Here is a 21,480-nt window from a genome sequence, read left to right on the forward strand (position 1 = left end):
CACACTCGTGCCGCGCGCGAACGCAGCGACTCAAGGACTCGACCATGACGGATTCATGCTTCGCCGCATCCCCCGACTCTCCTGATTCAGCCGACCTTTCCGACCTCTCTGACCTTTCCGACCTCTCTGACCTCTCCGCGCCCGTCGACCCCGCCGGCACTGCCGGTACCGCTGCTCACGCGCGGGCCGCCTCCGTCCCTTCCCCCTCCCCGGCCGGCGAGGACCGGGAGAAGATCGCGATCATCGGGATCGGCTGCCGCCTGCCCGGCGGCGCCTGCGACCACCGGTCGTTCTGGCAGAACCTCGTGGAGGGCAAGGACTGCATCACGCCGACCCCGCGCAGCCGGTACGACGTGGCGACCCTGGGCAGCCGGGACAAGGCCAAGCCGGGCCGGTTGGTCGGCGGCCGGGGCGGCTACATCGACGGTTTCGACGAGTTCGACCCGGCCTTCTTCGGCATCAGCGGCCGTGAGGCCGACCACATGGACCCGCAGCAGCGGAAGTTGTTGGAGGTGGCCTGGGAGGCGCTGGAGGACGGCGGGCAGAAGCCCGCCGAGCTGGCGGGCCGTGAGGTCGGCGTCTACGTGGGCGCGTTCACGCTGGACTACAAGATCGTCCAGTTCTCGGACCTCTCCTTCGAGACCCTGGCCGCACACACCGCCACCGGCACCATGATGACGATGGTGTCGAACCGGATCTCGCACTGCTTCGACTTCCGCGGCCCCAGCGTCTCCCTCGACACCGCCTGCTCCTCCTCCCTGGTCGCCGTCCACCTCGCCGCACAGAGCCTGCTGCGCGGTGAGACCGATCTCGCCCTGGCCGGCGGCACCCTGCTGCACATCGCGCCGCAGTACACGATCGCCGAGACCAAGGGCGGGTTCCTCTCCCCGCAGGGCCGCTCCCGCACCTTCGACGCGGCGGCCGACGGCTACGTCCGGGCCGAGGGCGTCGCGGTGGTCGCGCTCAAGCGGCTCTCCGACGCGGTCCGCGACGGCGACCCGGTCCACGCCGTCATCATCGGCAGCGGCGTCAACCAGGACGGCCGCACCAACGGCATCACCGTGCCCAACCCGGACGCGCAGGTCGCGCTGATCGAGCGGGTCTGCGCCGAGGCCGGGATCGTCCCCGGCGGCCTGCAGTACGTCGAGGCGCACGGCACGTCCACCCCGGTCGGCGACCCGATCGAGGCGAACGCGCTGGCCAGGGCGCTGGCGGTCGGCCGCCGCCCCGGCGACCGCTGCTACGTCGGCTCGGTGAAGACCAACATCGGGCACACCGAGTCGGCGTCCGGACTGGCCGGGCTGATCAAGTCCGCGCTGGCGCTCAAGCACCGGCTGATCCCGCCGCACATCAATCTGGAGCAGCTCAACCCGGCGATCGACCCGGCCACCCTGCCGTACGAGATCCCCACCGAGCCGACTCCCTGGCCGGCGCACGAGGGGCCGGCCCGCGCCGGGGTCAACTCCTTCGGGTTCGGCGGTACCAACGCGCACGTCCTGCTGGAGGCCGCCCCGCAGCCGTCGTTCCCGTCGTCGCGGGAGCCGTCCCCGGAGCATCCGGCGCCGGAGCAGTCGTCCCCGCAGTCCTTCCCGCAGTCCTCCCCGCAGCCGGTGCCGGTCGCGCAGCCCGGGCCGGACGGGCAGCCCGTCTGGACCGTCCTGCCGCTCACCGCCCGGGAGGCCGCCGCGCTGCCCGAGCTGGCCGCCGGCGTGCAGGCCGAGCTGGCCGGCGTCCGCGGCGGGACCGCGGCCCGCCCGGTCGACCTCGGCCACACCCTGGCCCACCGCCGCCAGCACCACGACGCCCGGCTCTCCGTGGTCTACGACTCCCGGGGCCACACCGCCCGTGCCTCGCTGGACGAGGCGTTCAGCGCCTACCTGCGGGGCGAGCCCCACCCCCGGGTGCTCACCGGCCACCGCCGCGAGACCCGGCACCGGAGGCTGGCCTGGGTCTTCACCGGCATGGGCCCGCAGTGGTGGGCGATGGGCCGTCGGCTCTTCGCCACCGAACCCGTCTACCGGGAGGCCGTCGAGCGCTGCGCCGAGCACCTCGCCGAACTCACCGGCTGGTCCCTGACCGACGAGCTGGCCGCCGACGAGGCGCACTCCCGGATGGCCGAGACCTGGCTCGCCCAGCCCGCCAACTTCGCGGTCCAGGTCGGTCTGGCCGCGCTCTGGCGCAGTCGCGGCGTCCGGCCGGACGCCGTCGTCGGTCACTCGACCGGTGAGGTCGCCGCCTTCCACGAGGCCGGCGTCTACGACCTGGCGGACGCGGTCAAGGTGGTGGTCCACCGCAGCCGGCTCCAGCAGAAGCTGGCCGGGACGGGCGGCATGCTGGCCGTCGCACTCACCGAGGCCGAGGCGGTCCGCCGGCTCCGCCCGTACGGTGACGCGGTCTCGGTGGCCGCGATCAACAGCCCCACGTCGCTCACCCTCGCCGGTGACGAGACGGTGCTGGCCGAACTGGCCGCCGCGCTCACCGCCGAACAGGTCTTCGTGCGCCCGCTGACGGTCGAAGTGCCCTACCACAGCGCCCGGATGGAGCTCATCAAGGACGAGCTGCTGGAGTCGCTCGCCGACCTCAAGCCCCGCCCGGCCCAGGTGCCGCTCTACCTCACCGGACGTGAGGGCACCGCGCGGGGCACCGAGCTGGACGCCGCCTACTGGTGGCAGAACGTCCGCGACAGCGTCCGCTTCCAGCAGGCGGTCGAGCGGCTGGCCGACGACGGGTACGCCCTCTTCCTGGAGATCGGCCCGCACCCGGTGCTCGGCCGCTCGATCCAGGAGACCGTGGAGGCCCGCCCCGGGGGCGCCGACCGTCCCGAGGTCCGCACGCTGCCCTCGATCCGCCGCCAGGAGGACGAGCAGGCGACCTTCACGGCCTCGCTGGCCGCCCTGCACAACCTCGGTGTCGAGGTCGACTGGTCGGTGCTCCAGCCCGTCGGCCGGACGGTTCCCCTGCCGCGCTACCCGTTCCGACGGGACCGGCACTGGGTCGAGCCCCGGTCGGTCGAGGCGGTCCGGCAGGGCCGGCTGGACCACCCGCTGCTCGGCCGCCGGCTGGCCGGCGCCGAACCGGCCTGGGAGGCCAGGCTGGACGCCGAGGCGCTGCCCTACCTGGAGGACCACCGGATCCAGGGCGAGGTGCTCTTCCCCGCCGCCGGCTACCTGGAGATGGCCGTCCAGGCGGTCCGCGCGCTGACCGGCGGCACGGACGCCGCGCTGGCCGGCATCGAGCTGCGCAAGGCGCTGTTCCTCCCGGACGACGAGAGCCGCGCCGTCCGGCTCACCCTCTCCGCCGAGCACGGGGGCTTCACCATCGCGACCGGCGGTGCGGGAGCCGGAGGCGTCGCCGCGGGCGGCGAGGACGGCGCCCCGGGCGGGGGCGGCCCCGAGCGCACCGTGCACGCCGTCGGGACCGTCCGTCCCGGCCAGCGGCGCCGACCGGGGCGACCGCTGGACGTCGCGGCGATCCGCGGACGGGCCGTCCGCCATCTCTCCGGGGCCGACTGCTACGCGGCGCTGGCCGGGCTCGGCTACCACTACGGCCCGGCGTTCCAGGGCATCGACGAGGTCTGGATCGGCCCCGGCGAGGCGCTGGCCCGGGTCCGGCCGACGACGGCGGTCGCCGGGCAGGGCGCGGACCACCAGGTGCACCCGGTGGTGATGGACGCCTTCTTCCAGACCCTGCTGACCCCCCAGCTGCTGGTGGCGGGCACCGGTGCCGGGAGCGGGATCCGGCTGCCGGTCGCCATCGAGGAGGTCCGGCTGGAGGCGGTCGGCGACCGCCCGCTCTGGGTGCACGCGACCGTCACCCGGGACGCCGGCTTCGAGCTGGTCGGTGACATCGCGGTGCACGACGAGCACGGCGCGCCGCTCGGCGGGGTCACCGGGTTCCGGGCCGCCGACATCGAGCAGGCGGCCACCGCCGTCGGCCTGGCCACCATCGACGGCTGGCTCGTCGAACCGGCCTGGATCGAGCTGCCGGAGGCTGCCGGGGCCCCCGACCTCCTGGCCGAACACCCGGACGACTGGCTGCTGTTCGCCGACGGTCAGGGCGTCGCCGAGGCGCTGGCCCGGCAGATCGCCGCGCGCGGCGGCAGCTGCCAGCTGGTTCTCCCGGCCACCGGCTACCGGCCCTCGGCCGACGGCCGGCCGGCCACCGTCGAGCCGGGCTCCGCCGCCGACCTCGCCCGACTTCTGGCCGACCGGCGGGCCGCAGGCGCGCCCGACCCGGCGGCCGTCGTCCACCTCTGGAACCTCGACCGGCCGGAGCTGGCCGCCGCCGATCACGACGCGGTGGCCGGTCACACCGGTGCCGGCGCGTACAGCCTGGTCACGCTCGCCGCCCTGCTGGCTACGGAACTCCCGCACACCCGGCTGCACATCGTCACCCGGTCCGCGCAGGCCACCGCCCCCGGTGAGCCGGTCGAACCGCTCGGTGCGCCTGCCTGGGGGATCGGCCGGGTGCTCCGCCACCAGGAGCTGCCCGGGCACCCGGGCAAGCTGGTCGACCTCGGTCCGATCACCGGTCCGGGCGCCGGTCCGGGCGTCGGTCCGGGCTCCGGCCCCGGTACCCGTCCGGCCGCCACCACAACCGCCACCGCAACCGCCACCGCCGTCGACGCCGAGGCGGCCGCGCTGCTGCGCGAGTTCGCGCTCGCGGACGAGGACGAGATCGCGCTCCGTCCGGGCCGACGGCTGACCAGCCGGCTCCGCCCGAGCGAGGGGCTCAGCCGTCCGCTTCCGCCCTGCCTCCGACCGGACGCCGCGTACCTGGTGACCGGTGCGTTCGGCGCGCTCGGCCGGCTGCTCTGCCGCACCCTGGTCCGGCGCGGCGCCCGGCGGCTGATCCTGGTCGGCCGCAGCCCGCTGCCGCCGCGCGAGCTGTGGCGCGACCTCGACCCGGCGAGCCCGGACGGCCGGCGCGCGGCCTTCCTGCGCGAGCTGGAGGCGCTCGGCGCGGAGCCCGTCCCGGCACCGCTGGACATCACCGACGAGTCCGCGCTGGCCGACTGGCTCGCGGAGTACCACCGGCTGGACCGGCCGCCGATCCGCGGTGTCTTCCACCTCGCCGGGCAGGTCCGGGACACCCTGGTGGGCGAGCTGGACCGCGGGACCTTCGACGCCGTCCACGCCCCCAAGGTGCTGGGCGCCTTCGCCCTGCACCGCCGGCTGGCCGGCGAACCACTCGACCACTTCGTGCTCTTCGCCTCCATCGCCTCGCTGCTGACCACCGCCGGTCAGACCAACTACGCGGCCGGGAACGCCTTCCTGGACGCCCTGGCCCACCACCGCCGGTCCCTCGGCCTGCCCGCGATGAGCCTCGACTGGGGCCCCTGGGCCACCGGCATGATCGAGGAGCTCGGCCTGATCGACCACTACCGGAACAGCCGCGGCATGAGCTCGCTGGCCCCGGAGACCGGGATGGCCGTGCTGGAGCGGGTGCTCGGGCAGGACCGGGCCCAGCTGCTGGTCGCCACCGTGGTCGACTGGCCGGTCTTCCTCTCCTGGTACCCGGCCCCGCCGCCGCTGGTCGCGGACCTGGCCGCGAGCGCCCGGGAGGCCGTGCCGGTGACCGAGCGGGCGGGCCTCCTGGACACCCTGCGGGCCGCCGGCGAGGCCGAGCGGCTGGTGTTGCTCGGCGAGCGGTTCGTCCACCTGGCCGCCACCGTGCTCCGCGCGCCCGTCGAGCAGATCGACCCCGGCGCCGGCCTCGGCGGCCTCGGTCTGGACTCGCTGCTCGCGATGGAGCTGCGGGCCCGGCTCAACACCGAACTCGGCACCACCCTCCCGGTGGTGGCGCTGCTGAGCAACGCACCGGTGGGCGAACTGGTCGCCCGGCTGCACGAGTCGCTGGCCGAACTGCTGGACGAGGACCCGGTCGGCGTCGGCTCGGTCGCGGTCGAGCGCCACGAGGACGAGACGGCGTACCCGCTCACCCAGAACCAGAAGGCGCTGTGGTTCCTCAAGCAGCTCAACCCGGACGGCTTCGCCTACAACATCGGCGGGGCGGTCGAGGTCCGGGTGGAGCTGGAGCCCGAGCTGATGGCGGTGGCCTTCCGGACCATGGTCGAGCGCCACCCCGGCCTGCGGGCCAACTTCGTGCTCGACGGCGGCCGGGCCGTGCAGCGGATCTCGGCCGCGGTGGAGCCGGACTTCGGGGTCTTCGACGTCGAGCACCTGGCCTGGGACGAGATCCACGCGCTGATCGTCCGCGAGTACCGCCGGCCGTACGACCTGGAACGCGATCCGCTGGTGCGGTTCCGGCTGTTTCGGCGCGGCCCGGACCGCTGGGTGATCATGAAGGCCGTCCACCACATCATCTCGGACGCGATCTCCACCTTCACCTTCATCGAGGAACTGCTCGCCGTCTACGAGGGGCTGCGGCAGGGCCGGGCGCCCGAGCTGCCGCCGGTCACCGCGCGGTACCTGGACTTCCTCAACCGGCAGAACGCCTTCCTGGCGGGCCGCGAGGCGCCGAAGATGCTCGACTACTGGCGCTCCCACCTGCCGGCCGAGGTGCCGATTCTCAGCCTGCCCACGGACAAGCCCCGCCCGGCGGTCCAGACCCACAACGGCGCCTCCGAGTTCTTCGTCCTCGACGAGGCGCTCAGCGCCCGGGTGCACGCGCTGGCCCGCGAGCACAACGTCACGGTCTTCATGGTGCTGCTCAGCGCCTACTACCTGCTGCTGCACGCCTATGCGGGCCAGGACGACATCATCGTCGGCAGCCCGGTGACCGGCCGCACCGACGAGGAGTTCGCCGGCGTCTACGGCTACTTCGTCAACCCGCTGCCGCTGCACGTCTCGCTGGCCGGTGAACCGACCGTGGCGGAACTGCTGGACCGGGTGCGGACCACCGTGCTCGGCGGGCTGGACCACCAGGAGTACCCGTTCGTGCTGCTGGTGGAGAAGCTCGGGCTGCAGCACGACCCGAGCCGCTCCGCCGTCTTCCAGGCGATGTTCATCCTGCTCCACCACAAGGTGGCCACCGAGAAGTACGGCTATCGCCTGGAGTACATCGAACTCCCCGAGGAGGAGGGCCAGTTCGACCTGACCCTGTCCGCCTACGAGGACGAGGCGGAGCACCGCTTCCACTGCGTCTTCAAGTACAACACCGACCTCTTCCTCCCGGAGACGATGGCCCGGTTGTCCGGCCACTACCTGAACCTCCTGGAGGGGCTGACCGAGGCCGGCCCCGGGCGGGCGGCCACCGGGCTGGAGCTGCTCGGCCGCGAGGAGCGCGCCCTGGTGCTCCGGGGGTGGAGCGGCGCGGACCGGCAGGTGGCCCACGAGGAGCCGGTGCACGAGCTGATCCTGCGTGCGGCGGCGGCCGATCCGGCGGCGCTCGCGGTGGCGGCGCCCGCCGAGTCCGGCCCGACCGTGCGGCTGAGCTACGGCGAGCTGGCCGAGCGCTCCCGGCGGGCCGCGGCCCGGCTGCGCGCGCTGGGCGCCGGGCCCGGCACGGTGGTGGCGCTCTGCCTGGAGAAGTCGCCGGAGCTGATCGTCGCCCTGCTCGCGGTGCTCCGCACCGGGGCCGCCTACCTGCCGCTCGACCCGGGTCACCCGGCGGACCGGCTGGCGGACATGGTGGGGCGGGCGGGCGCCGGGCTGCTGGTCGGCGACGACCGGGAGCGGCTCGGTCGGCTGCCCGCCCGTCTGGTCACCACCGACGAACTGGACGAGGAGCAGGACCGTGAGCCGGGTGAGTTCACCGACGCGGCGGTCGGCCCCGACGATCCGGCGTACGTGATCTACACCTCCGGCTCCACCGGCAGGCCCAAGGCCGTCCGCGTCGGCCACGGCAACCTGGCCTCGGCCTACCAGGCGTGGCGGGCCGAGTACCGGCTGGACACCGAGGTCAGGGTCCACCTCCAGATGGCCGGCCCCTCCTTCGACGTCTTCACCGGGGACGTGGTCCGCGCGCTCTGCTCGGGCGGCGCCCTGGTGCTGGTCGGCCGGGAGCTGCTGTTCAACACGGCCCGGCTCCACGCGGTGATGCGCGCCGAGCGGGTGGACGCCGCCGAGTTCGTCCCCGCGGTGGTCCGCACGGTCGTCGGCCACTGCGAACGGACGGGCCTGGACCTGGGGTTCATGCGACTGCTGGTGGTCGGCTCGGACGTCTGGAAGGTCGAGGAGTACGAGCGGCTGCGGGCCCTCTGCGGTCCGGAGACCAGGCTGGTCAACTCCTACGGCCTCACCGAGGCCACCATCGACAGTGCCTACTTCGAGGGACCGACGGACGGCTTCGAACCGAGCCGGATGGTCCCGATCGGGCGGCCGTTCCCGAACAGCGCCTTCTACCTCCTCGACGATCACGGGCGGCCCGTCCCGCCCGGCGTCACCGGGGAGTTGTGGATCGGCGGCTCCGGGGTGGCGCTCGGCTACGTCGGCGACGAGGAGCAGACCGCCCGGCGGTTCGCCGTCCTCCCGCTCGGCGGTGCGGACGGCACCGAGCCGGTCCGGCTCTACCGCACGGGGGACCTCGCCCGCTGGGACGCGGACGGCGGGGTGCACCTGCTCGGCCGGGCCGACTCGCAGATCAAGGTGCGCGGCCACCGGATCGAGCTGGGGGAGATCGAGACCCAACTCGCCGAGTGGCCGGAGCTGGAGCGGGCGGTGGTCACCGTCCGGCCCGACCGCGGCGGCGAGCACGTGCTCTGCGCGTACTGCGTGCCGGCGCCCGGGCGGACGCTCGACCGCCGCGAACTCCGCCGCCACCTGGCCGGCTACCTGCCGACCTTCATGATCCCGACCCACTTCACCGAGCTGTGCACGCTGCCGCTCACCGCCAACGGCAAGGTGGACGTCGCCGCGCTGCCGGCGCCCCGGGCGGATGCGGCGGACCGGGCCGTCGAGCCGCCGGTCACCCTCTACGAGGTCCGGATGGCCGAGCACTGGCGGACCCTGCTGGGCGTCGAGGAGCCCGGGTTGCAGCACGACTTCTTCGAGTCCGGGGGGTCCTCGATCCGGCTGATCGAGCTGATCCACGGCCTGCAGGCCGAGTTCAACATCAGCATCCCGGTCAGCCAGCTCTTCAAGGTCACCACCCTGCACGGGATGGCGAAGACCGTCGAGGCCATCATCACCGGCCGGATCGAGGGAGCCCAGCCGTACCTCTGGTTCAACCGGGAGCAGCAGCAGACGCTGTTCTGCTTCCCGCCCGCCGGCGGCCACGGACTGGTCTACCGCCAGTTCGCGGCCCACCTGCCGGAGTACCGGATGGTCGCGTTCAACTACGTGACCGGGGACGACAAGGTCGACCGGTACGCGGACCTGGTCGAGTCCCTCCAGCCGGACGGGCCGTGCGCCCTGCTCGGCTACTCGCTCGGCGGCAATCTCGCCTTCGAGGTGGCCAAGGAGCTGGAGCGGCGCGGCCGGGCGGTGCCCAACGTGGTGATCATGGACTCGCACCGGATCCCGGAGTCCTTCGACCTCGCCGACGAGCACGTCCAGGCCTTCGAGCGCGAGCTGGCCGAGCACCTCCGGCGGCACACCGGTTCGGACGTGGTCGCCCAGGAGACCCGCGAACAGGCCCGGGACTACCTGAGGTTCTGCAGCCGCACCCCGAACCTCGGGGTGGTCGCGGCCGCGCTCAGCGTGATCTCCGACGACGAGAAGGTGTCCCTCTACGAGGCCGGCCGGCACGGTGCCTGGCACGGGAGTTCGGCCACCCGGACCGCGGTCTTCAAGGGCTTCGGCACCCACGCCGAGATGCTCGACCGCGAGTTCATCGCCCACAACGCCGGGCTCGCCCGGTCGATCCTCACCGGAGTCGACGTCCATGTGTCCTGAGACCGGTACCGCCCTGCCCGCCCCCGGCCGGCCGCGCGGCAGCACCACTCCCGGCGCTCCCGCTGTCCCCGGCGCCCCCGCTACCCCCGCACGAGAGGCGGACCCCCTCATGCTCAGGCAGCACCAGCCGCTGTCCTACCCCTTCGAGCCGACCGGCCTCGAACTCGACCCCACGTACGCGGAGTTGCGCGACAAGCCGCTGGTCCGGATCCGGATGCCGTACGGCGACGGCGCCTGGCTGGCCACCCGCTACGAGGACGTCCGGACGGTGCTGGCCGACCCGCGGTTCAGCCTCGCCGCCGCGATGGGCCGGGACCAGCCCCGGATGCGCCCGGTCGCCCGTACCGGCGCCGGCCTGTTCTCCACCGAGCCGCCCGACCACACCAGGCTCCGTTCGCTGGTGGCCCGGGAGTTCAGCGCCCGCCGGGTCGAGCGGCTGCGGGCGCGGGCCCGGGAGCTGGCGGACGAGCTGATCGACGGCATGATCGCCGCCGGTCACCCCGCCGACCTGGTCGAGGACTTCGCCATCCCGATGCCGACCACCATCATCTGCGAGGTGCTCGGCATCCCGGCCAAGGACCACCGGATGCTCTGGAGCTGGGCCGAGACGGTGCTCTCCGCCGTCACCCCCGGCGAGGTGCTCGCGGTCGAGGGCCAGGCGTTCATCGACTACATGGCGGGCGTGCTGGAGCTGCGCGGCCGGGAGCCGGGCGACGACCTGCTCACCGTGCTGGTCCGGGCCTGCCGCGAGCAGCGGCTGATCGGTGAGGAGGAACTGCTCTCGATCGCCTGCGACCTGCTGATCGCGGGCTTCGTCTCCACCACCAACCAGATCGGCAACTTCTTCTACCAACTGCTCGTGAACCCCGAGGAGATGCAGCGCCTGCGGGAGCAGCCCGAGCTGATCCCCAGGGCCGTCGAGGAGCTGATGCGGTACGTGCCGCTGCTCACCGGCTTCAGCCTGCCCCGGTACGCCACCGCCGACGTCGAGCTGGGCGGGGTGACCGTCCGGGCCGGCGAGGCCGTGATGATCGCCACCGCCGCCGCCAACCGCGACCCGGAGGTGTTCGAGGAGCCGGAGCGCCTCGTCCTGGACCGCCCGGGCAACCCGCACATCGGCTTCGGCCACGGCGTGCACTACTGCATCGGCGCCCATCTGGCCCGGCTGGAGCTCCAGGTGGCGATCGAGCGGGTGCTGGCCCGGCTGCCCGGTCTGCGGCCGGCCGTCCCCGAGCGCGAACTGCGCTGGAAGGAGGACGCGATGGTGAACGGCCTGCAGGCGCTCCCGATCGCGTGGTGAGCACCCTCCGACAACGGCAACGCAACGGCAACGCACCCAACGGTACGGACGAGGAAGGCTGGAATGACGACACGGGAACCGGACGCCAAGCGCCGACGGGAGACGATGATCATCGTCGGCGGCGGCCTCGGCGGCCTCTCCACCGGGTGCTACGCCCGGATGAACGGCTACCGGACGCAGGTCTTCGAGATGCACGAGATCCCCGGTGGCTCGTGCACCGGATGGGACCGCAGCGACTTCACCTTCGACTGGTGCATCAGCTGGCTGCTCGGCAACGGACCGGGCAACGAGATGTACCAGATCTGGCTCGAACTGGGCGCGCTCCAGGGCAAGGAGATGCGCCACTTCGACGTGTTCAACATCGTCCGGGGCAGGGACGGCCGGGCGGTCCACTTCTACTCCGACCCGGACCGGTTGGAGGCGCACCTGCTCGACCTCTCCCCGGCCGACGCCGCACCGATCCGGGAGTTCTGCGCCGGCATCCGGACCTTCCGCAAGGCACTCGCGGTCTACCCGTTCCTCAAGCCCGTCGGGCTGATGGGCAGGCTGGAGCGCTGGCGGATGCTGGCCTCGTTCGTCCCGTACTTCAACACCATCCGCAAGTCGATCACGGTGCTGATGACGGACTTCGCGCTGCGGTTCCGCGACCCGCTGCTGCGTGAGGCGTTCAACTTCATCCTCTACGAGAAGCACCCGGCCTTCCCGGTGCTGCCGTTCTACTTCCAGCTGGCCTCGCACGCCAACCAGGCCGCAGGGGTGCCCGAGGGCGGTTCGCTCGGGCTGGCCCGGTCGATCGAGGAGCGGTACCGCAAGCTGGGCGGCGAGATCACCTACAACGCCAAGGTCGAGGAGATCCTGGTCGAGCAGGACCGCGCGGTCGGAGTACGGCTCAGTGACGGCCGGGAGTTCCGCGCCGACATCGTGGTTTCCGCCGCGGACGGCCACACCACGGTGATGAAGCTGCTCAAGGGCCGGTACCTCAACGACACCTACCGGCGGCTGTACACCTCCCTGATCGACGAGCCCGGCCAGCTGTCGCCCGGCTACGTCTCCCTCTTCCTGGGGCTGCGCCGGCCCTTCCCGCAGGGCGATCCCTGCACCACGTACCTGCTGACGGAGGAGCAGGCGCGGGAGCTGACCGGGATCCGCTGCCGCTCGATGAACGTGCAGTTCCGCACCCGGCACTACCCGGAGCTGGCGCCGCGCGAGTCGACGGTGGTGTTCGCGACGTACTTCTCGGACATCGCCCCGTGGCGGGCACTGCACGAGGGGCCGGAGCAGTCGTCCCGGGTCCGGCGCGGCGAGGAACTGCACACGCTGCCGGTGAAGCACGGCCGGGAGTACATGGCGGCCAAGCGGCGGGTCCGCAACGGCATCGCCGGTTTCCTGGACGAGCGCTTCCCCGGTTTCAAGGACGCGGTGGCCGTCGCCGACGTGTCGACCCCGCTGACCCAGGTCCGCTACACGGGCGTCTACGACGGCACCTTCCCGGGGTGGAACCCGTTCGTGGAGGGCGCCGAGACGGTCGAGGCGGAGATCAAGAAGAGCGGTCCGGTGCTGCCCGGGCTGTCGGGCTTCTACCTCTCCGGGGTCTGGGCGACCATCGGCGGTCTGATCCGGGCGGCCGCCGCCGGCCGGCACGTCGTGCAGTTCATCTGCCGGGACGACGGTCTGGAGTTCGCGGCCGAGGTCGATCTGAGCGCGCCCCTGCCGACGCACCGGGTCATCCCGGTCGGCGGGCCGCCGCGGCAGGCCGGGCCGGCCGACGGGGGCGGCGAGGGCGGGGAGACCGGCGGGACGGGCGGGACCGGCGGGACCCCGGGGAAGCGTGCCGCCGCGAAGGACACCGAGAACATGGAGACAGGAGCCCTCGCATGAGGATCGAGAAGTGGGTGGTCCGGGAACACCTGGACGGGGTGCCCGACGTCAACCGGATCTACCGGAAGGTCGTCGAGGACGTCGAGATCGACCTCCGGCCGGACGAGATGCTCTTCCGGACGCGGTACGTCTCGGTCGACCCGTACCAGAACGGGCTCGCCCTGGAGACACCGATCGGCCACCACATGGGCGCCGACTCGATCATGGAGGTGATCGAGGCCGGGCCGGAGGCGGCGTTCCGGGTCGGCGACCTCGTGCAGGGGTTCGGCGGCTGGCGCAGCCACGTCGTGCACAACGGTGCCGAGGAGCTGTGGAAGACCGGGACCTTCCCGATGGTCTTCCCGGCCTACCGGCGGCTCGACCCGGCCTGGTACGACGAGAGGCTGCCGGTCTCCACCGCCCTCGGCATCATGGGCGCGCCGGGGATGACGGCGTGGGGCACGCTCACCCGGTTCATGGCGGTGAGGCCCGGCGACACCGTGGTGATCAGCGGCGCGTCCGGCTCGATCGGCACCCTGGTCGGCCAGTTGGCCAAGCGGTCGGGGGCCGGCCGGGTGGTCGGCACCACCGCCTCGCCGGGCAAGGCCGAGTACCTGCGGGGGCTGGGCTTCGACGAGGTGGTCCTCTACGACCAGACCGACGACGCCGAGAAGGTGCGTCAGGCGCTGTCGCTCGCCGCGCCCGACGGGGTCGACCGGTACTTCGACAACCTGGGCGGCACGGTCACCGACGCGGTGTTCACCATGCTCAACGTGGACAGCCAGGTGGCCGTGTGCTGGCAGTGGGCGACCACGGTGAACGGAGATCTCACCGGACCCCGGCTGCTGCCGTACATCATGTTCCCGCGCACCACGATCCGCGGGATCTTCGCCCAGGAGTGGTTCACCGAGCCGCTGTTGGCGCAGATGCACCAGGAACTGGGCGGGCTGGTCCGGGACGGGGAGATCCGTTACCACCAGACCGTGCACAAGGGGTTCGACGAGATCCCGAAGGCGTACCGGAGCCTCTACGTGGACCGGGAGGGCAACCGGGGCAAGGTGCTCGTCGAGGTCTGACGCACGCCGCCGGCGGGAGGGGGCGTCTCCTCCCGCCGGCGGCGGGTCGGTCGTGGCGGTCAGTCGTCGCCGAGGTCGCCCTCGTCGGGACCGCCCGCGTCGGAGCCGTCCGGGGCTCCGGTGATCGCGTACCCCTGGCGGCGCGCCTCGTAGCAGGCGACCGTCGCGGCGGCGGAGACGTTCAGCGAGCCGACCCGGCCCAGCTGCGGCACGAACACCACCTGGTCGCAGAGCGCCAGCGCGTCCGCCGTCACACCGCGGTCCTCGTGGCCCAGCACGAAGGCGACCGCCGGGGTCAGCTCGGCGGCGAACATCGGCACCGCCTCGTCCGCCAGCTCCAGCCCGACGACCTTGAAGCCGTCGCCCTTCGCCGCGGCCACGGCCTCGGCGATCGTCGGGAAGTACTCGACCTTCAGGTACTTGTCGGTACCCATCGCGGCCTTCTGCGCACCCGCCGACCGCACCGACGGGGTGTCGCCGCTGAGGTACAGCTTCTCCGCACCCATCGCGGAGGCGGTCCGCACGATCGAGCCGACGTTGAACGGCGACTGCAGGTTTTCGAGGATCATCGCGAGCCGGAACTCGTTGCCACGCCGCCACTGGCGGTGCAGCCGCTTCAGTTCGGTCCCGCGGAGCTGCTTCACGACGTCGTACCTCGTCCACTCTCGGGGCCCTCGCCCGCCGTCGGGCGGGGCCGCGCTTCAAGAATCCGGAACCCGTTCACCGACGTGACGCGGGTGGTCGGGTAGCCCTGGTCGTTCAGCCACTGCTGCAGAGAGTCCGAGCCCAGGTGCTTCTGGACCACCAGGAACGCCGAGCCGTCCGGGGTCAGCCGGCCGATCCACTGCTCCAGCAGGCTGCGCAGCGCGGTCTTGCCGATCCGGATCGGCGGGTTGGAGTAGATCGCCGCGAACCGCTGGTCGGCGGGGACCTCCTCGGGCAGTGCGGCCTGCACGTTGCCCAGCCGCAGCGCCTCGGCGTTCAACCGGACCAGCTCCAGCGCGCGGGTGTTGACGTCGACCGCCCAGACCGGCAGCCTTTTGCGCCGGCTGGCCCAGGTCAGGGCGATCGGGCCGTAGCCGCAGCCGATGTCCAGGATCGGGCCGCGCACCCGGGGCGGGGGCGCGTGCTCCAGCAGGATCCGGGTGCCCGGGTCCAGCCGAGTGCGGGAGAAGACGCCCGCGTCGGTGGTCAGTTCCAGGGTGAGGTCCGGCAGGGTGATCGTGATCGGGCGGCGTTCGCTGGCGACCTCGGGTGCACCGGTGAAGTAGTGCGAGCCGGACATGATTTCCCCGTCGTTCGTATGGGCCTCGGGGCCACCGGGAGGTGTGGGTAAGCCCTGCTGGTACGGCACCGATCGTACCCCCGGCGGCCTGTGACCCGTTCTCCCCGAGGGCGGGGGTGCCGGTGGCGCGGCCGGCGGCTACCGGGTGCCCGGGGCCTTGCGGGTGGCCACGTTGATCCGGTTCCAGGCGTTGATCGTGAAGCAGAGCGAGATGAGCTGGGCGAGTTCCTTCTCCTCGAACAGTGCGGCGGCCCGCCCGTACACCGCGTCGGAGACGCCGCCGCCGATGTGGGTGATCTCCTCGGCCAGCGCCAGGGCGGCGCGCTCGCGGTCGCTGTAGACACCCTCCGGGGCCTCGTGCCAGACCGGGAGCAGGTAGATCCGCTCGTCGCTCTCACCGGCCTTGCGGGCGTCCCTGATGTGCATGTCGAGGCAGTAGGCGCAGCCGTTGAGCTGGGAGGAGCGGACCTGGACCAGCTCGACCAGGGCCGGGTCGAGGCCCTCCCGGGCCGCGGCGTCCAGGGCGATCATCGCGCGGAAGACCTTGGGGACGGTGCGGGCGTAGTCGAGGCGGCCGGCAGGCGGGTGCTCCTCGTGGGTCCGGGTCCGGGTCCGGACCTGGTCCTGGGGCTGGGGCTGGTCCCGGGTCCGGGTCTGCGCGGCGTTCGTGGTCGTGTTCGTCGTCATGGCGATGAGCCTAGGGAGCGGGTGAACCCCGTTCATGGTGCATTCACAGGTCTCTTTCGCGGGTCAATCCGCCACCGCCGGGCGGGCCCGCAGCGGCCGCGGACGTACGCCGGTCGGCGGGCGGCGCGTCGCGCCCGGGCGCCCGGCGGCGGATACTTCCAGTACCCCCACCGGACCCGAGGGAGCCTCCGAGCAGCGAGGACGGACGTCATGCCGCAGAACCACGAGGACTACCTGGACGAGGTCGCCGAGGCCGTGGAGCCGGACGAAGAGGTGGAGGAGGACGAGTACGACGAGCTCGCGGAGCGCCGGGCACTCGGCGCGGACCCGGCCACCGACGTCGCGGACGTCGCCGAGCAGAGCCGGGTGGTACAGCTCGACGAGGACGAGTACCGGGAGTAGCCGCTCACCGGAGCGCGCGCCGGGGCGCCCGGAAGCCGGGCCGGCGCCGGTCGGAGGTCAGGGACGGCCGGGCCCGGCGGTCGGTGCTACAGGGCCCGGCGGCGCTGCAGCCAGGTGAACGCGGCCCAGCCGGGCAGCACCGGCAGGACGAGGGTGAGCAGCCGGTAGAGCGCGACGGCGGCCAGTGCCCCGCCCTCCTCCATCGACGCGGTGTGCTCCAGCAGCGCCACCAGCGCACTGTCCACGACGCCGGCCCCGCCCGGGGTCGGCGCCGCGCTGCCGGCCGCGTTGCCGATCAGCAACACCACCGCGACCGAGGCGAAGGCCGGCTCCCGCCCGACCGCCCGGGCACAGCAGTACAGGCAGGCGACCAGCGAGATCGAGACCAGCAGCTGGCCGGTGATCCCGACCGCCAGCCGCCCCGGGTTGCGGAGCAGCTCCAGCAGCCGGGGCAGGACCTCGGCGGTCAGCGGACGCAGCCTGGCGGCCAGCCACCGCCGGGCCGGCGGCACGGTGGACACCCCGGCCAGCAGCACGGCCGCCCCGACGAGGCCGCCGACCACGGCGGGCAGGGCGTCCAGCTCGGAGCCACCGGGTTCCAGCCCCAGCAGGTAGACGAAGGCGCCCAGCTGCAGCAGGTGCAGCACCAGGCCGAGGAGCTGGCCCACGCCGACGCTGGACACCGCCTGGGGGGTCGGGATGCCGGCCCGTTGGAGGAAGCGGATGTTCAGGGCGACGCCGCCCACCCCGCCGGGGGAGACCAGCTTCACGAACGAGCCGGCGACCTGGGCGAGCACCGCGTTGCGGAAGTCCAGCCGCTCCGGGACGAAGCCGACGAACCCCATCGCCGACATGACGTGGCTGGCGGCCGCGGCGAGCAGGGCGAGGACGAGCCAGAGCGGATCGGCATCGACGACGGCGGCGATCGGGTTCTGTTCGGTGGCGAAGAACTGGGGCAGCAGCAGCCAGCCGGCCACCACGCCGCCGCCGACCGCGAGGAGGGTGCGGGGACGCAGCCGCTCCAGCTTGACCGGGCGGACCGGTGCCTGCGGCCGGGTGCGGAGCACCTCGGTGCGGATGGCGTCGAGCAGGTCGGGAGGCGTCGCCGCGGCGGGCGCGCCGTCCGTGTCGGGCGCGCCGGGCGTGCCCGCTGTGTCCGGCGCGGGGCGCTGGGGCGGGACGGCCGCCGGGGCCGGTGTGCAGTCGGCGAGGGCGGAGGACTGCTTGAGGGCGTGCCGGGTGCTGCGGGACAGGGCGATCGGTTGCAGCAGCGGGAGGGCCGCGCCGACCGCGTCCGGGCCGAGTACCGCGACCGCGGCCCGGACCGAGCGTTCGGCGCCGGTGCGCAGTGCGAGGGTGGTGAGCAGCTGGGCGATGTCACAGCGCAGGACGAGGTCGCTCGCCGCGATGTCGCCGTCCGCGAAGTCCACCAGGTGCACCGAGCCGGCCCCGTCGACCAGCAGCGCGGACGGGACCAGCGCCCGGTGGGAGATCTCGCGCCGCTGGAGCAGGGCGAGCTGGCGCCAGGCGTCGACGAGCAGCGCGTCGGTGACCTCGTCGTCGGCGAGCAGGTCGAGGGTGCGGCCGGGCAGACGCTCGTACGCGACGAGTGCGGTGTCCCGGCCGAGTTCGGCGGTGGCGGCGATCCGGCAGGTGCGGACCCCGGCGGCGACGGCCGCGTACGAGACCAGTGCCTCGTGTTCCAGGCCGGTGCGGAGCGAGCGCAGCGCCCGCGGGTGCGGGGCGGTGCGCAGGCGCAGCCGGCGCCAGGCCCGTTGCACCAGGGCGGCGGTGACCGCCTGCCGGTCGAGCACCTGGACGTCGAGGTCGGGGCGGCCGGCCTCCTGGTGGACGAGGTAGCGGTCGGGGCCGGCCGGGACGGCGGCGACCGGGCGCAGGCCCGCCTCGCGCAGGGTGTGCAGGAGCTGCGCCGGCCGGGGCCGGGGGTCCGGGGTGCCGACGGCGTAGCGGGTGCCGTGGGCGGCCGTCCAGCCGATCAGCAGTCCGAGCAGCAGGGCGATCGGGGTGGCGAAGCCGCCGGCGAGCCCGGCGAGTCCGGAGAGGGTGAGGACGGCTCGGGGCACCCGTCGTTCGCGCGCTCCGGACGCGGTGAGGAAGGCGAGGACGGGAGCGAGGTAGCCGTACACCGGTTCGGTGCGGGCGAGGGCGTCGCCGGGCAGGGGCTGGGTCAGCGCGGAGACCAGGGAGAACGGGGCGGGGCCGTCGATCCAGAGATCGATGACGAGCGAGACGCCGTACGCGAGGACGGCGGCCAGCAGACCGTCGGCGAGGTGCTGGAGGACGTGCCGGCGGTCGGGCACCGCACCGAGCAGCCGCCGGGTCGCCGAGTAGGCGGGGACCAGCAGGAGGGCGGCGGTGGTGAGTCCGGCGGCGATGCCGGCGAGCGGGGGCGGTACCAGCTCGGCGACCTGGGCGACGTCGGCGGCGATGCCGCCGGTGGTCGCGCGGGCGTAGTCGGCGAGCAGGAGGGTGAGGGTGATCGCGCCCAGGCCGACGAGCAGACGGATCAGCGCCACGGGCTGCCGGACCCGGCCGGTGCCCGCGATGCCCGGAAGGTCGGGCGGGGCCCCGGCGCTGCTCGTCGGCGCCTGGTCGGCCCCCTCGGCGGTGGGGGTGCCACCGGTGTCGCTGTTCGTTCTCCCCGTCACGTCCACCACGGTTGGCATGCTCCCACGCCGGGGTCGGCCGCCGGGCGGGGGTGCCGGGCGTGGTCCGGTGTGGGAGGCGGGGCCGGGTGGGTGGCGGACCGGCCGGCGGTCCGTGTCCGTGTCCGGGGCGGTCTGCGGCGGGGCGGGGCGGGTGCGGAGTGCAGCGTGTCTCGGGGCGCGGTCCGGGGCGGTCGTCACTACTCTGCGTCCATGAGTGCCTGCGAAGACCTCGCCGCCGCACCCCGGGACATCGCGCCCCTCCCGCCCGCGGACGGCTGCTCCGACTGTCTCGCCGAGGGCCGTCGGGACTGGGTGCATCTGCGGGTCTGCCTGGACTGCGGCCACATCGGCTGCTGCGACTTCTCGCCGCAGCGCCACGCCACCTCGCACTTCCACAACAGTTCCCACCCGGTGATCCGCTCGTACGAGCCGGGTGAGGACTGGCGTTGGTGCTACGTCCACGAGGTGATGGGCTGAGGCGGTGGTGCGGGGTGTGCGGTTCAGGGTCCGCCGCCGGGGGGCGGTGCCGACGGTTCCCCGCCCGGACACCGGAACGAACTCCCAGGTGTAACTCGGCCATAATCGGGACATAACGCCCGTGCGGTCCCTCCGGCCGACACCCGGCCGGCCACCGCCGATGGGAGGCCGACGATGACCAAGCGAACACCGGGCAGCACCGACAAGCTCCGCAGGGGAACCCAGGAGCTGCTGGAACGCCGGGGCATGGCGACGACCCCGATGACGTCCCCACCGAGCCCGCGCACCGGCGCCGCGGCGGGAGCCGGCGGCGCGTACGGAGGTGACGCGGCCTTCCGGCACGGCGGCCGGGACATCCGGACGGGGTCCGTGCAATCCGCACCCGCGCAGCACGCCGAGCTCAAGGGCCACCGGCACCGTGGGGCCGAGAAGCACTCGGCGCACTGATCGCGCACTGATCGCGCACTGATCGCGCGCTGATCGCGTTCGGCCGCGCGCGCCGGTCACGGGCCGGCCGGATGCGGACCGTGCGTCGGTTCGTCGGCCGTTCCGTCCTCCACCGGGGCGGGAGCCGCACGACGGCTCCCGCCCCGCCGCCGTCCGTTCGGGGTGGGCGACCGAAGCGTCGGCGAGGCCGGAGCCGTCGACGCCCCGGTCGCGACGGCCGGTGTCGGTGGTCTGCGATACGTTCGTGCCGATCACCGGCAGGGCCGGAAACGGTGTGGGACGGGGGCAGGGCGATGGCCGACCTGATGACGGAGGAGCCGGTCGAGCTCCAGCTGGAGCGGCACCGGACGGAGCTGACCGGATACTGCTACCGCATGCTCGGCTCCGTCTTCGAGGCCGAGGACGCGGTGCAGGAGACCATGGTCCGGGCCTGGCGCGGGTACCGGGGTTTCGAGGGCCGGGCGGCCCTGCGGTCGTGGCTGTACCGGATCGCCACCAACGTCTGCTTCGACGCGCTGAACGGCCGCAACGGCCGGGCCCGTCCGATGGACCTGGCCGGCCCGTCCACCGTGGCCACCGCGACCGATGCCCAGCTGCCCGAGGTCACCTGGATCGGCCCGGCGCCGGACGGCCGGGTGGTGCCCGAGACCGGGGACCCGGCCGAGGTGGCCGCCCAGCGGGAGTCGGTGCGGCTGGCCTTCGTCGCCGTGCTCCAGCGGCTGGCGCCCCGCCAGCGGGCGGTGCTGATCCTGCGCGAGGTGCTCGCCTGGAAGGCCGGCGAGGTCGCCGAACTGCTCGGCGTGACCGTCGCCTCGGTGAACAGCGCGCTCCAGCGGGCGCGCGCCACCCTCGCCGCCGACACCGCCGCCGCCCGCCCGGCGCCCGTGCTGGACGAGGACCACCGCGCGCTGCTCGCCCGGTACGTCAGCGCCTTCGAGGCCTACGACATGGACGGGCTGGCCGCGCTGCTGCACGAGGACGTCACGCTCAACATGCCGCCGTACGCGCTGTGGCTGACCGGGCACACGGACATCCGCGAGTGGATGCTCGGCCCGGGCCACGGCTGCCGGGGCTCCCGGCTGGTGCCGGTGGTGGCCAACGGCAGCCCGGCCTTCGGGCAGTACCGGCCGAGCCCGGAGGGCGGCCACGAGCCGTGGGCACTGATCGTGCTGGACGTTTCAGCGGGCCGGATCGCGGGGCTCACCAACTTCCTCGACACCGACACGCTCTTCCCGCTGTTCGGCCTGCCGCCCCGGCTGGAGGCCGGTCAGGAGATCGGCCAGGAGATCGGCGGGGAGATCGGGCGGTAGCCACGGCGGCAGATCCGTCAGCTGCCCGGGCTGCGGTTCGGGGATCGGGCCGGGCAGCCGGTCGGGGACCAGGAACGGGAGGTCGCCGGGCGGGGCCGTGGCGGTCACGGCTTCCGTGGCCTCCGTGGTCCCGGGGGCGTCGGTAGGTGCCTGGGTGGGGAGGACGGCGGCCA

Annotated in this window: 12 protein-coding genes; 8 read left to right on the forward strand and 4 right to left on the reverse strand. The window is 73.6% G+C overall.

What is annotated here, in order from left to right; translation table 11 throughout:
- The first annotated feature begins 44 nt into the window (after positions 1 to 44).
- From ACFWOG_RS11370 to ACFWOG_RS11385, 4 genes are all read left to right on the forward strand, one after another.
- Positions 45 to 9,797, forward strand: coding sequence for an amino acid adenylation domain-containing protein (locus tag ACFWOG_RS11370; RefSeq protein ID WP_380357042.1), 9,753 nt, complete (start codon positions 45 to 47; stop codon positions 9,795 to 9,797).
- 109 nt (positions 9,798 to 9,906) lie between these two features.
- Positions 9,907 to 11,097 carry a cytochrome P450 gene (locus ACFWOG_RS11375; protein ID WP_329885666.1) on the forward strand — a complete coding sequence of 397 codons (1,191 nt, stop codon included), beginning with the start codon at positions 9,907 to 9,909 and terminating at the stop codon, positions 11,095 to 11,097.
- Positions 11,098 to 11,160: 63 nt separating this feature from the next.
- Complete coding sequence (locus ACFWOG_RS11380) at positions 11,161 to 12,975, forward strand: phytoene desaturase family protein (protein WP_380357045.1); 1,815 nt, start codon at positions 11,161 to 11,163, stop codon at positions 12,973 to 12,975.
- The gene (locus tag ACFWOG_RS11385; RefSeq protein WP_380357048.1) at positions 12,972 to 14,030 is read left to right on the forward strand and encodes an MDR family NADP-dependent oxidoreductase; all 1,059 of its coding nucleotides are present in this window, start codon (positions 12,972 to 12,974) and stop codon (positions 14,028 to 14,030) included. Before ACFWOG_RS11380 ends, ACFWOG_RS11385 begins: the two co-directional genes overlap by 4 nt.
- Positions 14,031 to 14,089: 59 nt before the next feature.
- On the opposite strand, the gene ACFWOG_RS11390 is transcribed toward ACFWOG_RS11385, so the two are convergent.
- The 3 genes from ACFWOG_RS11390 to ACFWOG_RS11400 form a co-directional block, all read right to left on the reverse strand.
- Entirely contained in the window at positions 14,090 to 14,674 is a 585-nt protein-coding gene (locus ACFWOG_RS11390) for a TrmH family RNA methyltransferase (protein ID WP_380357050.1), read from the reverse strand.
- Positions 14,671 to 15,315, reverse strand: a complete 645-nt coding sequence (locus ACFWOG_RS11395) for a class I SAM-dependent methyltransferase (RefSeq protein ID WP_380357054.1) — start codon at positions 15,313 to 15,315, stop codon at positions 14,671 to 14,673. Before ACFWOG_RS11395 ends, ACFWOG_RS11390 begins: the two co-directional genes overlap by 4 nt.
- 138 nt (positions 15,316 to 15,453) lie before the next feature.
- A complete protein-coding gene (locus ACFWOG_RS11400) occupies positions 15,454 to 16,002 on the reverse strand; it encodes a carboxymuconolactone decarboxylase family protein (protein ID WP_380357056.1) in 549 nt (182 codons plus the stop codon).
- Between the two features lie 210 nt (positions 16,003 to 16,212).
- Between ACFWOG_RS11400 and ACFWOG_RS11405 the strand changes: the two genes are divergently transcribed.
- Complete coding sequence (locus ACFWOG_RS11405) at positions 16,213 to 16,404, forward strand: hypothetical protein (protein ID WP_329885660.1); 192 nt, start codon at positions 16,213 to 16,215, stop codon at positions 16,402 to 16,404.
- A gap of 86 nt (positions 16,405 to 16,490) precedes the next feature.
- Here ACFWOG_RS11405 and ACFWOG_RS11410 read toward each other — a convergent pair whose 3' ends face one another.
- The gene (locus tag ACFWOG_RS11410; RefSeq protein WP_380357059.1) at positions 16,491 to 19,073 is read right to left on the reverse strand and encodes a lysylphosphatidylglycerol synthase domain-containing protein; all 2,583 of its coding nucleotides are present in this window, start codon (positions 19,071 to 19,073) and stop codon (positions 16,491 to 16,493) included.
- Positions 19,074 to 19,283: 210 nt separating this feature from the next.
- Here ACFWOG_RS11410 and ACFWOG_RS11415 point away from each other — a divergent pair, with 210 nt between their 5' ends.
- From ACFWOG_RS11415 to ACFWOG_RS11425, 3 genes are all read left to right on the forward strand, one after another.
- Entirely contained in the window at positions 19,284 to 19,550 is a 267-nt protein-coding gene (locus ACFWOG_RS11415; protein ID WP_329952365.1) for a UBP-type zinc finger domain-containing protein, read from the forward strand.
- Between the two features lie 174 nt (positions 19,551 to 19,724).
- Entirely contained in the window at positions 19,725 to 19,997 is a 273-nt protein-coding gene (locus tag ACFWOG_RS11420; RefSeq protein WP_355400633.1) for a hypothetical protein, read from the forward strand.
- 293 nt (positions 19,998 to 20,290) lie between these two features.
- Positions 20,291 to 21,307: a sigma-70 family RNA polymerase sigma factor gene (locus tag ACFWOG_RS11425; RefSeq protein WP_380357063.1), complete on the forward strand. Its 1,017-nt coding sequence runs from the start codon at positions 20,291 to 20,293 to the stop codon at positions 21,305 to 21,307.
- Positions 21,308 to 21,480: the final 173 nt, after the last annotated feature.

It is taken from the genome of Kitasatospora sp. NPDC058406, assembly GCF_042722765.1.
GTDB lineage: Bacteria > Actinomycetota > Actinomycetes > Streptomycetales > Streptomycetaceae > Kitasatospora.

What these genes read in the sequence shown, in the direction of transcription:
- ACFWOG_RS11400 (WP_380357056.1), bottom strand. Translation starts at nt 16,002, where the DNA reads ATGACGACGAACACGACCACGAACGCCGCGCAGACCCGGACCCGGGAC.
- ACFWOG_RS11370 (WP_380357042.1), top strand. Translation starts at nt 45, where the DNA reads ATGACGGATTCATGCTTCGCCGCATCCCCCGACTCTCCTGATTCAGCC.
- ACFWOG_RS11380 (WP_380357045.1), top strand. Translation starts at nt 11,161, where the DNA reads ATGACGACACGGGAACCGGACGCCAAGCGCCGACGGGAGACGATGATC.
- ACFWOG_RS11425 (WP_380357063.1), top strand. Translation starts at nt 20,291, where the DNA reads ATGGCCGACCTGATGACGGAGGAGCCGGTCGAGCTCCAGCTGGAGCGG.
- ACFWOG_RS11385 (WP_380357048.1), top strand. Translation starts at nt 12,972, where the DNA reads ATGAGGATCGAGAAGTGGGTGGTCCGGGAACACCTGGACGGGGTGCCC.
- ACFWOG_RS11415 (WP_329952365.1), top strand. Translation starts at nt 19,284, where the DNA reads ATGAGTGCCTGCGAAGACCTCGCCGCCGCACCCCGGGACATCGCGCCC.
- ACFWOG_RS11405 (WP_329885660.1), top strand. Translation starts at nt 16,213, where the DNA reads ATGCCGCAGAACCACGAGGACTACCTGGACGAGGTCGCCGAGGCCGTG.
- ACFWOG_RS11420 (WP_355400633.1), top strand. Translation starts at nt 19,725, where the DNA reads ATGACCAAGCGAACACCGGGCAGCACCGACAAGCTCCGCAGGGGAACC.
- ACFWOG_RS11395 (WP_380357054.1), bottom strand. Translation starts at nt 15,315, where the DNA reads ATGTCCGGCTCGCACTACTTCACCGGTGCACCCGAGGTCGCCAGCGAA.
- ACFWOG_RS11375 (WP_329885666.1), top strand. Translation starts at nt 9,907, where the DNA reads ATGCTCAGGCAGCACCAGCCGCTGTCCTACCCCTTCGAGCCGACCGGC.